This is a genomic window from Bifidobacterium sp. UTBIF-78 (assembly GCF_006408945.1).
GTDB lineage: Bacteria > Actinomycetota > Actinomycetes > Actinomycetales > Bifidobacteriaceae > Bifidobacterium > Bifidobacterium myosotis.
The window spans coordinates 1-11,877 of sequence record NZ_JFAO01000038.1; the positions used below are offsets into that span (position 1 = coordinate 1).

Below are 11,877 nucleotides of genomic sequence, written 5' to 3' on the forward strand. Positions count from 1 at the left end.
TGCGATGTGCACCGTGCGATGTGCACGGTGCGATGGGGTAGGCACGTCAGTTTTCGGCCGAATCGTCTTCGGTACCGTTGCCGCCGGTATCGGTCGAATTGTCGTTGCCGGTGTTGGTTCCGCTGTTGTTGTTGCCGTTACCGTTGCCAGTGGTGCCATTCTGGGTTCCGTTGCCGGTGTCTCCGTTGTTGGTGCCGGTGCTGCCGTTGGTGCCGGAATTGTTGGAGTTATTCGCGTTGGCCTGCTCCTGCTGCTGGGTCTGCATCGAGGCGTTCACGTCCGATTCAGCCTTCTGCAGCGCGGAGATGGCGTTGTTCACGTCCGATTCGGACGGCTTGGAGCGGCCCAGCACGTTGTTCGCGTCGGTGATGGCGGTCTGCAGGGCGGTGCGCGTGGATTCGTCCGCCACGGCACCGGCGGAGTTGTTCAGCGTGGTCTGGGCCTGCGAGATGGCGGAGCTCAGGCTGGACTTCAGCGATTCGGTATCGGCGGTGTCCTTCGAGGAGTTGATGGCCTTGATGGCGTCATTGATGGCATCGGTCTTGTCGGTCGCATCATCGGACTGCGTCTGCATGTCCTTGGCCTGCGACTTGAGCTCCTCGGTGGTGGCCGAGGTCCCGCACTTGGCAGTGTCCGAGGGATTGGCCGCCGCCGAAAGCGCCTGATTCAGGGTGTTCAGCGTGTTGGCATCCGTCACCTGATCCGAGGCGGTCTGGGCGATGGCCTGACCGTTGGCCACAGCGGCAGTGAGCTTGGCCTTGGCCGCGTCGTATTCCTTGGCGGCGACCTGGCATTCCACCAGCGCCGCGGCATGACTCACTTTCGAGCTGCTGGAACGCCAGAACAGCACGCCTGCCACAATCAAGGCGATGACCACGATGGCGGCGATCACACCGCCGACGATTGCGCCGGTGTGCTTCTTCTTGCCGCCGTCACCCCGACGCGAGCCGCGGCCGTCCGGGCCTTCGCCCTCCGGTTCATCCCCTTCCGGGTCCCCCGGAAGAATAGACGGCGGCAACGTCGCGGGCTGAGCCGCCGGCGCCGCGTCCGTCAGAGGTCGGAACACCTGAGTCGCCGCTTCACTGGCCGCGGCGGGTTGGGGCGTGGATGACTGGACGGGATAGGCGGCCGGCGAGGCCGACGCCGCCATCGGCACCGTCTGCGTCGGGTACTGCTGCGCCGCCGGTGCGGCGGCGGGATAAGCCTGCGTGGCACCTTCGCCGGCGTATGGCATGGCCTGCGTGGCGCTGGTTCCTGCATACGGTAAAGCTTGCGTCGCGCCGGTGCCGGCGCCCGACTGGAACACCTGCGTAGGTGCGCTGGACTGCGCTGCGGAGGGCTGTCCGTATGGAGAGGCTGATTGTGCGTTCTGGCCATATGCCATCGTCGGCTGGGACGCGTCCGCTGCGGTCTGGGGCGGATACTGCTGAGCTGCCGGCTCGGTCCCGATGGGGATGAACCGCTGGGTGGCCCTATCCCACACGTACTGCTGCTGGCCTGCCGCCGCCGCGCCGGAGGCGTTGCCGGTCAGGTTGCCGGAGGTGCGCTGCAACGGTTGCGTGGCTCCGGTCGGCTCTGTCGCACCGGCGAAAGAACCGACCGACGGGGTGGCCGAAGCGGGGAAGTTGGCCGGCTGAATCGGAGCCGGCGCAGACTGGACCGGCTGCACAGTCGGCGCAGTCAGCGGGGGGACGGTCGGTTTGGAAGGCTTGTCGTGGTGCTGGAAATCGAAATCAAAACCGCCATCGATATTGGTCATGGCATCTCCTTGACGTATGCGGGCAGAAACGGAAGGGCCGGCGTCACAGCCGGCCGGAAACGGGGGAGCGGGGCGGAATGCGCGTGCGGCCTTCCGCCGTCAGTCGTCGATGTGGGCGCGGTAGAAGTTCACGTAGGACCGGCTGGGCGTGGGGCCGCGCTGGCCCTGATAGTGCGAGCCGGTGCCTTGCGAGCCGTACGGATGCTCGGCGGGCGAGCTGAGCTGGAAGAAGCACATCTGACCGATTTTCATGCCAGGCCACAGCTTGACCGGCAACGTGGAGACGTTGGACAGCTCCAGTGTGATATGCCCCTCGAAGCCCGGGTCGATGAACCCGGCGGTGGAGTGGGTCAGAATGCCCAGACGGCCCAGCGAGCTCTTGCCCTCCAGTCGGGCGGCGATGGTCGGATCGAGTTTGACGTATTCCCACGTCGAACCAAGCGCGAACTCACCGGGATGCAGAATCCACGGTTCGTCCGGGCCCACCTCGAACTGCTCGGTGAGCGCACCCTGATTCTCCGCCGGGTCCACGTAGGTGTAGGCGTGATTGTTGAACAGGCGGAAATATCGGTCCAGACGGACGTCGATGGAAGCGGGCTGCACCATCTCAGGGGTCCACGGTTCGAGCGAAATATGGCCGGCGGCCTGCGCGGCGAGGATATCGCGATCGGACAGCAGCATACAAACTCCTTGTTTTACGTACTGTTGCCCAGTCTAGCGTTTTGTGTGGAAACGGTATTCTTCGGCATTCTCAGGGTATTCCCAGAAAAACCCATCGTTAGACCCAGAAAGCGGTGGTTATATAAATGATGTCAGCAAGAAGCTGGCCAGGAGCCGCAGCAGTTCCCGACAATTGAACCCCTTTCTTCTTCTCTCTCCTTTCTCTCCCCGGCGGTCTCCCCGCCGGGGTTCTTTTTTGCTCCGGTGTTCCGCAAAGCCGGCTACTGCTGTGACGCACATCATGAGCCGTTCCGGGCGGCGCGGCCCGCCGACCCTTTACCATGGACAGGTATGAGCGACGATGCGAATGACGACCTGACCCCCGAGCAGTTCCTTGACATGTTCCCGGACCCATTTGGGGATTCCGGGGCTTCGGACGCGGACCATTCCGGCAAGGTTGGTGATGAGGGCAATGCCGAAGGGGCACGAGGCGGTCTGGGTGGCGGTGAAAGGGCCGATGCCGGGGCTGGCGACGGCGCGGATGCCGACGAATGGTTTGGTGGGGCGGTTGCCGGTGAACGGTCGGCGCGGGCGAACGCCTTCGCACCTGCCGATGAGCTGATTGGTCGCGAATCCACCGAAGTGCCGGGACGGTTCGGCGAGCCGCTGGCCGTGGATCATGCGTTGGTCTCACGCGGCGGCTTGGGCCGGCACCCCACGCATCCTCTCTTCCTCTGCCTGCACGGATGGGGCTCCAACGAACAGGACATGGCGGATATCATGCGCCTTATCGCCCCCTACAACGATTTCGTCGCGTTGCGCGGTCCGATCACCCTTGCCGAACCGGCGCCGTCCACCGACGGACGTGCGAACGGCTCATCGGCGCCGGCGCCGGCGTCATCGGATGCGCGGACTGATGCCGGCACCGGAACGTACGGAATGTACGAAGATCGGCCGGACAGCCGTCCCGAACCGGGCAATTACGCGTGGCTCCACGCCGCGATGCCCGTGGGGGAGGATCTCGACTATGACGCCCATGCCGCCGCACTTGCCGTGGACCGATGGGTGGCCGACAACATCCCCGCCGACCGGGACGTCGTGCCGCTGGGCTTTTCACAAGGCGGACTGGTGGCGGTCCAGTTGCTCAGGATTCACCCCGAGCGCTACCGGGCGGTCGTGTCGCTGTCCGGCTTCAACGCGCCGGGACAGGTGCCGGGCACCGCGCCCGCGGACGACCGGCTTGCGGATTTCGATATCCCCGTGTTCTACACGTACGGCAAACTCGACGGCGTGATTCCCAAGTACGAACTGTTCGCCACGGCCGCATGGCTTGAGGAACATACGTGGCTCAAAACCAAGAGCTACCACGGGCTTGACCACAACGTCAGCCTTGAGGAATTCGCCGACCTGCGGCAGTGGCTGCTGGACAACGACATCACGTCGGGTGTGCTGTAGCCTGCGGGTTGTTCGCGGGCGGGCGTGCAACAGTCGGACGCTGCCACCCGTCCTCGCCGGGTCCGGTCCTAGACTGGGCGTCGTGAGCGAAGTGAGCATCGACGAGAACCATCTGGACGAATCCCCGCGCGGCATGGTCATCATGGCCGTCGTGGGCGTGGCGGTCGGCATCCTGTCCGGCCTGTTCGGCATCGGCGGCGGCACGATCATCGTGCCCGCCTTGGTCTGGCTCGGTCTGACGCAACGGCACGCGGCCGCCACTTCGATGATGGCCATCGTGCCGACCGCGGTCTCCGGCGTCGTCTCCTATGCCGTCGAAGGTGATGTGGACTGGATTGCGGCGGCGATTATTTTCGCCGGGATGTTCGTGGGCGGGCAGATCGGTTCATGGCTGCTGTCCAAACTGCCGGAACTGGTGCTGCGATGGGCGTTTGTGCTGTTTCTGGTGTTCGTGATCGTCAATCAGGCCATGTCGAATCCATCGCGTGATTCCACGATCCACATGCATGCGGGCACCATCGTCGGGCTTATCGTCTTCGGCGTGATCGCCGGCGTGCTGGCCGGTCTGCTGGGCATCGGCGGCGGGGCGATCTGCGTGCCGGCCCTGTCGATCATCTTCGGCGCGAGCGATCTGATCGCGCGCGGCACGTCGTTGCTGGCCATGTTCCCGAACGCGATCACCACATCCGTGGCGAACGCGCGACGCCGTATGGTGCATGTCAAGGCGGCGCTCATCATCGGCATTGTGGCTGCGGCGACGGCGCCTCTCGGCACATGGATGGCCTCCGCGGTCACACCGCGCACCGGCGCGATCCTGTTCACCGTCTACCTATGCGCGTTGCTGATCCGGTCCATCTGGGTCGCCATCAAAGCTACGCGCCGCTGAACGGAGGCTGTGCCGCGACGGTCATGCAGGTCAGATGCCGGAATCGGCATCGACTTGCCGAGCCGTGAAGTGGACAGTCCGGTGGACTGTCCATAGGCGAGGCCTGAACGAGACGGTAGTCGAGTGAGGGGTGGATTGAGTCTTCGCGTAGCGAAGTCCGTGATTGCTGATCGAGCCGTGAAGTGGACAGTCCGGTGGACTGTCCATAGGCGAGGGGAGCGGCTGTGCCGCGACGGTCATGCAGGTCAGATGCCGGAATCGGCATCGACTTGCATGACATAGATGTTCCGTCGCAGCGAACGCATCTGCGCTCGATTGATGTCGCCGGCCTCGAACATATCCTGAATCACGCTGAGTTCGATGCCGTAGCTCTCCTTCTTGACCTCTTCGATCTGCGTGATGGCCGCCGCGCTGCCGCTCATATTCGGCCGGGCCTGCAGCGAGGCCTCGGCGCGTCGGTAGTCGAGCAGCAGCGCCGAGCAGTGCTCGGTGTTGTACGTATCAAGGCCCATCTCATCCACCAGACGGTCGATCACATGGTGAATCGCCTCCACCTGAATCTCGCGTGTGCGGGCGAAGATCTGGTCCTCGCTCACCAAAGGCGTGGTACGCCGGATCTTGGAGATCGTACGTTTGGCGAGATTATTCAGCCGGCGCTGCAGCATGCGCCCGCGTCCGCGGATCTGGGAGACGGCGTGTCCGGCCGTCGGATCGGTCGCCGTGTGCCGCAGCGTGTTCATGATCTGGTCGAGCATGCGCTCGCAGGCCTCGACGTTCAGCTCCTGCGTGGCCTCGTCCGCATCGGGATGCGCCTTGATGTCGGCGAGACGGTCGCGCACGAATTCCTTCTCCCAATGCAGGGCCTCGATCTGCAGTTGCTCGAGACCATGCGGGTCGGATTCTCCGATGCGCTGCTTCAGACGGCTGATGCGCTTGGTGTACAGGTCGATCACCACCAGCACCGCGCGACGGTTCTCCGGCGTGATACGGCCGGTCAGCTCCTCCACGGTGGCGCGCAGCACGTCGATGGTGATTGGCACCATCGCTGCGGCCGGGTCCTTGCCGCGGTTCGGCGCAAGCAGCGGCAGCAGGAAGTTGGCCAACAGCAGCGTCAGCACGATGACGCCGGAGGCGATGAAAAGCAGCTCGTCACGCATCGGGAACGGCACGCCGCTGGCCAGATAGTAGGGGATGGTGAACATCAGGGACAGGGTGATGGTGCCTTTGGGGCCGCCGAAGGTCATCACCGCGGCCGACCGCCAGCGTTCCGGAGTCATTTTGCGGCGCTGCCCGGTGTTGATGTCGCGCGCGATGCGCAGCATGGCCGCCACCCATACGAAGCGCAGCACAATCACCACACCGGTGACCAGCAGAATGACGCCGATGAGCATGTTGTTGCTGATGAAGGGGTCCGACCAGCTGGCCTGCATGGCCCACGGCAGTTGCATGCCCAGCAGGATGAACACCGCGCCGTTGAGCGAGAAGCTCAGCACGCCCCACACCGAGGCGGACACGATGTTCGTGCGCGCCACGTTCGGTCCCACGCCCGTGCGGTCGAAGCGTGTGAACAGGCCGGCCGCCACCACCGCCAGAATGCCGGACACGTGGAATTCCTCGGCGCCCAGATACAGCAGGAACGGCAGGAACAGTTCCATGAGGATGCGTGTGGTGGTGGTCTCCCAACCCAGTGACCGCACGGTCTCGAACACCCAGTTGGCCAGTGTGCCCACAATCAGGCCGAATATCGTGCCGCCGATGAACGAGACGACGAACTCACCGGCCGCCTCGCCCACGGCGAACGTGCCGGTGAATGCGGCAGCCAGCGCGAACTGGAAGCCCACGATGCCGGAGGCGTCGTTGAACAGCGACTCGCCTTTGAGCAGGCTGCGCTGACGTTGCGTCAGGGACGCCTCACGTCCGAGCGAGCTCACGGCGACGGCGTCGGTGGGGCCCAGCGCCGCGCCCAGCGCCAGAGCCGCCGCCAAGGTGATGGACGGCCATACGGCATGCAGGATGAATCCCACCGCAACCATGGTGACGATGGCCAGACCGATCGCCAACGACAGGCTGAGCTTCAGGGTTTTCAGCAACGCCGATTTGTCGATCTCGTGCGCTTCGAGATACAGCAGCGGCGCGATGAAGAGCACCATGAACAGTTCCGGGTCAAGGCTTGTGTCCGGGAAGAACGGCAGATACGTCACGATCACGCCGAGCACGATCTGGACCAGCGGGGTGGAGACCTTGGGGATGAAACGACTCAGGAACGAACTCAATACCACCGCAGCGATGATGCACACAATGAGTTCGAATACCGCCATGATCCCACCTTCTCCCCGTGTCGTGAAAAGTATAGGAAAACAGCCGGAACTTACGGGTAGCTTTACGGCGTCTCGCGTCCGGGCACGGGGCCGGCAGGACCACGACATGGTCCGCTACTACCTGACCGGTGGTCCGGTCGCGGGGCCACCGCCGACGACTCGCGGATTCGCCGTAGACTCGGATATGTGAATCAAGATTATGAGGCGGCGATGCGCGAGGCCCTGGCGCTGGCCCGACAGGCCGCGCTCGCCGGCGACGTGCCGGTCGGCGCTCTGGTGCTGGACCCGGACGGGCGCATTATCGGCCGCGGCTTCAACACGCGGGAGACCGGGGGAGACCCGCTGGCCCATGCCGAGATCATCGCGATGCGCGAGGCGGCCGACGCCCGTCGCCGCGGCCTGCTGGCGGACGGTCTCCACCGGGTCGGCTCCGGCTTACGCGCGGCGCAATCGGCGCTCGATGATTCGGCTCCTGATGATTCGGCATCAGATTGGCGCGCAATGGGCGGCACGATACCGTCGGATGCGGGTGGAATCGCCGCGGAGGCCATCGGTCCCTCGGCCTCAGCGTCAACGTCGGATTCGGTTCCGGCCTCCCCGGCCCGTGCGTGGAACCTCGCCGATTGCACGCTGGTGGTCACGCTCGAACCGTGCCCGATGTGCGCCGGCGCCTGCATCCAGACGCATGTGGGCCGCATCGTGTTCGGCGCATGGGATGCGAAACTCGGCGCCTGCGGCTCGGTGTGGGACATCCCTCGCGATCCGCATGTGGGCCATGCGCCTGAAGTGTACGGCGGTGTGCTGGAATCGGCGTGCCAGTCCATCCTCACGGATTTCTTCGCAACCCGTCGTTGAGCCGTGTCCGGTTTGCCCGTACTGGGTGCCGGCCCCATGATGGCGTTGTCGTTCAGCTGCCGAAGCGGGACATTTTCTTACCCGGTCCCGCCAACACGCGGCGACGAGTCAACATATTCCGTTTTTCCTACCATCGGAATCAGGAAAACCGTCGTCAAGATCACGTAAGAGTCACAGTCAAAGGAGACAGGAACCATCATGGCCGAGAACGAAACCCTCACTTTCACCGGAGTCGCCGCGGACGGCACGCCGCTGACCGCCGTGTATCTGGCCCAAACAGCAGCCGACGCCGCGCTCGGCCTGATTTTCGCCGGCGACGAACTTCCACGTATCGTCCATTGGGGACGTCCCCTCGCCGACCCGAAGACGCTGCTCGCCGCCTACGATGCCCTGAAGCCCCAGCGCGTCTCCGGCGCCCTCGATGAGACCGCATGGCCCAGCGTCCTGCCCACCCAGGCGGAGAGCTGGATCGGCGAGCCTCGCGTGGTGTTGCGTCGCGACGGCATCGAACTGTTCCCCAAATTCACCGTGACCGATGTGCAGGCCGAGGGCGTCGTGGCCGCTTCGCTGGACGCCGCCACCGCCGACCAGTACACGGATGTAGCCGGTCATGCCCGCACCACCGGCCCGGTCCGCGTGCCCGGCGTGTCCGTCACCGCGCGGGACGAGGAACAGGGCCTCGGCATCGAATGGCGACTGGAGCTGCTGCCCGGTGGTCTGGCCCGGCAGAAGGCCATCGTCACCAACCTGTTCGGCGGCGATCAGCCGGCGCTCGAGGTCGGCAAGATCGAACTCGGATTCCCCGTGCCCGAAATCGCCGGCGAAATCCTCACCACCACCGGACATCATCTGCGCGAACGCAGCCCGCAGCGTCAGCCCCTGACCGTCGGCCGTTTCGAGAAGCCGCAGCTCGCCGGGCGTCCGGACTTCGACGCCAGCCTGCTGCTCACCGCCGGTGTGCCCGGCTTCGGGTTCGAACACGGCGAGGCGTACTCGGTGCATGTGGGCTGGAGCGGCAACTCCGTGCTGTCCGCCGAACGTCTGCCGTACACGCAGGGTGTCATCGGCGGCGGCGAACTGCTGCTCGGCGGCGAAGTGACGCTTGCGGCGCAGGGCGAGGGCGAGAGCTCCTACGAAACCCCGTGGCTGTTCGGTTCCTTCGGCGACGGACTCAACGAAATCGCCGCGCGCTTCCACGCCTACGTCCGCTCCCGCCACCCGCGCCTGTTCGCGAAGGGACGCCCGGTGATTCTCAACACCTGGGAGGCCGTGTACTTCCAGCACGATTTCGATACGCTCAAGGCGCTCGCCGACAAGGCCGCCGCGTCCGGCGTGGAACGGTTCGTGGTGGATGACGGCTGGTTCGGCTCCCGTCGCGACGACACGTCCGGTCTGGGTGATTGGCAGATCGCGCAGGAGGTCTGGCCCGATGGGCCGAAGTCGCTCAAGGCGCTCGCCGACTACGTGCACGGCAAGGACATGCAGTTCGGCCTGTGGTTCGAGCCGGAGATGGTCAATCCCGATTCCGATGTCGCCCGTGAGCATCCCGACTGGATTCTGGCCCCCACCGCCGGCCGTCTGCCGATGCAGGGCCGCAGCCAGCAGGTGCTGGACCTCACGAATCCCGAAGCGTTCGAGTACATCTTCAATGCCATGGACGCTCTGGTGGGCGAGCTCGGCATCGACTACATCAAGTGGGATCACAACAAGCTCGTCACCGAAGCCGCATCCCGTCGTTCCGGACGTCCGGCCGTGCATGCGCAGACCTTGGCGGTCTACGAGATCTTCAAGGGACTCAAGACCGGCCATCCCGGTCTCGAGATCGAAAGCTGCTCCTCCGGCGGCGGCCGCGTGGACCTCGGCATCCTGGAATATGCCGACCGCATCTGGGCCTCCGATTGTGTGGACCCGGTCGAGCGCGCGGACATTCAGCGCTACACGTCGCTGCTCGTGCCCCCGGCCATGATGGGCGAGCACGTCGGCGCCAGCCCGGCGCACTCCACGCAGCGAGCCACCAGCCAGGAGCTGCGCATGGCCATGGCGTTCTTCGGTCATATGGGCATCGAATGGAACCTGCTGAAGGAGCCTGAGGATGCGCTCGCCAAGCTGGCCGTGTGGGTGGCTGAGTTCAAGAAGCACCGCGACTGGTTCGCCATCGACACCTGCGTGCATGCCGACGCCAACGATCCGGCCGTGCGACTCGACGGCATGGTGATGCCCAGTCGTGACGCCGCGATCTACCGCTTCACCCAGCTCGCCACGGGTCAGACCTATCCGGCCGCGCCCGTGCGGCTGCCGGGTCTCGACCCTGACCGCACCTATCGTGTGAGCCCGCTCGACCCCAGCCTTGACCTGACCGGTCTGGCCAACGGCCAGAGCACGCTCGGCTGGTGGAACGAGGACGGTGTGGTCATGACCGGCGAGGCTTTGGACCGTTACGGCATCCGCCCGCCGTCCCTCCACCCCCAGCAGGCCGTCCTTCTGAAGGCCGTGGCGTTAAGCTGACAGCCCGGTGGGCTGTCAGTAGCCATGGCCTGAGTGAGGCGGTAGCCGAGCGAAGGTGGGATTGGGTCTTGCCGGTAGGCAAGTCCGTTGTTGCTGGGTCGTGGCGTTAAGCTGACAGCCCGGTGAGAGCCGCTCTTAGCCCGCCCTAGCCCCGCGCCAGCCCAGCCGCCCTAACTACCCGATGTGCTTCACGATCACACGGCTCGCGGCGGCCTTGGCCCACAGCTGCCAGTCATGGTTCATAATGGTGAACTTCACCGGCTGGGCTTGGCTGTGCCGATAGAAGCGGATGCCGTCTCGCAACGAATCGGTGCCTATCTTGGCCAGGAACGCCGATTCTCCCGCGATCATCACATGCCCGGGCATGGCGATGTTCGCCACGGTGGCAACCAGTGCGCCCAGCCGGAAACAGGTGCGATTCACCAGCTGCGTGGCCTGCGGCACACGGGAGCGGGCGTCACGGGCGAAATCCTCGAACGTCACCGGACGGCCCACAATCGCGGAGTACTGTTCCGCGATGGAATCGTCGGTCAGGCACTGCGAGCAGCCGATATGGCCGCTGGTGCAACGCGGCCCTTCCGGATCGACCAGCACATGCCCCACCAGCCCGTAGCTTTTGTCCGGATAGGTCACCGGCTCGCCATGCACCGCCAGCGAATAGCCCACGCCCACGCCGATGGTGACCACGGCGAACATGTCCAGTCCCACGCCGGGGCCGAACCAGGAGGCGTCCACCAGCAACGAGTCGATATCGTTGAACACGCCGCACGGCAGCCCGGTGGCCTGCCCGACCATCGCGCCCAAGTCGACCGCGCTCTCCCAATGCAGGAAGGGGGCGAACGTCACCGTCGAATCGTCGACCACATGGCCGCCGACCGCCACGCCAACGGCAGTGGGGGAGGGCAGTCCGGCTGCCGTCACGTCGTTTGCGCACGCGGACACGAGCCGAGCGATCGCCTCGGTCACATATTCCGGTGACTGGTCCTCGCCGATGGGCGCCTCGTGACGCCCGGAGACCACCTCGCCATGCGCGTTCACCGCCGCGGACACGATGGACGTGCCATGCACCTTGACGCCCACGAATGTGCGTGCGTTCGCGCACAGGACGAGCGCCGTCTGCGGCCTGCCACGCCGGTCGGAGCTCTCCTTGGGTGTGAATCGCTCCGGCAGCTTGCCGGAGGCGCCGGAGACGGCCGGCAGTTCCTCGATCACGCCCGCGTAGATGAGATCGCTGGTGATCCGGGACAGTGACCCCTGGCTCAGACCCAGCATCTGGGCCAGTGTGGTGCGTGCGATCGGCCCGTACTGGGCCACGGCCGCGGCCACCCGATGCGTATGCTCCGATCCGGAAAACCACTGCGGAATCGCATTGGAATCAGCCATCACGCCCCTTTGCGAAAGTATTAATTGCGTTAATCACAAAATACCGCGTTTTTAAT

The 11,877-nt window shown here is 65.1% G+C and carries 8 protein-coding genes; 4 read left to right on the plus strand and 4 right to left on the minus strand.

Annotated features, from left to right (window positions below):
- Positions 1–46: 46 nt before the first annotated feature.
- Positions 47–1,759: an FIVAR domain-containing protein gene (locus BG22_RS08540; RefSeq protein ID WP_140494812.1), complete on the minus strand. Its 1,713-nt coding sequence runs from the start codon at positions 1,757–1,759 to the stop codon at positions 47–49.
- Between the two features lie 99 nt (positions 1,760–1,858).
- Positions 1,859–2,440: a dCTP deaminase gene (dcd, locus tag BG22_RS08545; protein WP_094668011.1), complete on the minus strand. Its 582-nt coding sequence runs from the start codon at positions 2,438–2,440 to the stop codon at positions 1,859–1,861.
- 597 nt (positions 2,441–3,037) lie between these two features.
- Here dcd and BG22_RS08550 point away from each other — a divergent pair.
- Together BG22_RS08550 and BG22_RS08555 are read left to right on the plus strand one after the other, a co-directional pair.
- Entirely contained in the window at positions 3,038–3,874 is an 837-nt protein-coding gene (locus BG22_RS08550) for an alpha/beta hydrolase-fold protein (protein WP_140494819.1), read from the plus strand.
- A gap of 82 nt (positions 3,875–3,956) precedes the next feature.
- Complete coding sequence (locus tag BG22_RS08555; protein ID WP_094668010.1) at positions 3,957–4,760, plus strand: sulfite exporter TauE/SafE family protein; 804 nt, start codon at positions 3,957–3,959, stop codon at positions 4,758–4,760.
- 245 nt (positions 4,761–5,005) lie between these two features.
- Here BG22_RS08555 and BG22_RS08560 read toward each other — a convergent pair whose 3' ends face one another.
- Positions 5,006–7,078: a Na+/H+ antiporter gene (locus BG22_RS08560; protein WP_140494813.1), complete on the minus strand. Its 2,073-nt coding sequence runs from the start codon at positions 7,076–7,078 to the stop codon at positions 5,006–5,008.
- A gap of 186 nt (positions 7,079–7,264) precedes the next feature.
- On the opposite strand from BG22_RS08560, the gene BG22_RS08565 reads away from it, so the two are divergent.
- Together BG22_RS08565 and BG22_RS08570 are read left to right on the plus strand one after the other, a co-directional pair.
- Positions 7,265–7,933 carry a nucleoside deaminase gene (locus tag BG22_RS08565; RefSeq protein ID WP_258186291.1) on the plus strand — a complete coding sequence of 223 codons (669 nt, stop codon included), beginning with the start codon at positions 7,265–7,267 and terminating at the stop codon, positions 7,931–7,933.
- A 198-nt stretch (positions 7,934–8,131) separates the two neighbouring features.
- Positions 8,132–10,438 carry an alpha-galactosidase gene (locus BG22_RS08570; RefSeq protein ID WP_140494815.1) on the plus strand — a complete coding sequence of 769 codons (2,307 nt, stop codon included), beginning with the start codon at positions 8,132–8,134 and terminating at the stop codon, positions 10,436–10,438.
- A gap of 174 nt (positions 10,439–10,612) precedes the next feature.
- Here the strand turns inward: BG22_RS08570 and BG22_RS08575 are convergent, their stop codons facing one another.
- Entirely contained in the window at positions 10,613–11,821 is a 1,209-nt protein-coding gene (locus tag BG22_RS08575; protein WP_140494817.1) for an ROK family protein, read from the minus strand.
- Positions 11,822–11,877 lie beyond the last annotated feature (56 nt).

Excerpts from the sequence above, each read along its gene's own strand:
- dcd (WP_094668011.1), bottom strand. The coding sequence starts at position 2,440 with ATGCTGCTGTCCGATCGCGATATCCTCGCCGCGCAGGCCGCCGGCCAT.
- BG22_RS08540 (WP_140494812.1), bottom strand. The coding sequence starts at position 1,759 with ATGACCAATATCGATGGCGGTTTTGATTTCGATTTCCAGCACCACGAC.
- BG22_RS08575 (WP_140494817.1), bottom strand. The coding sequence starts at position 11,821 with ATGGCTGATTCCAATGCGATTCCGCAGTGGTTTTCCGGATCGGAGCAT.
- BG22_RS08560 (WP_140494813.1), bottom strand. The coding sequence starts at position 7,078 with ATGGCGGTATTCGAACTCATTGTGTGCATCATCGCTGCGGTGGTATTG.
- BG22_RS08570 (WP_140494815.1), top strand. The coding sequence starts at position 8,132 with ATGGCCGAGAACGAAACCCTCACTTTCACCGGAGTCGCCGCGGACGGC.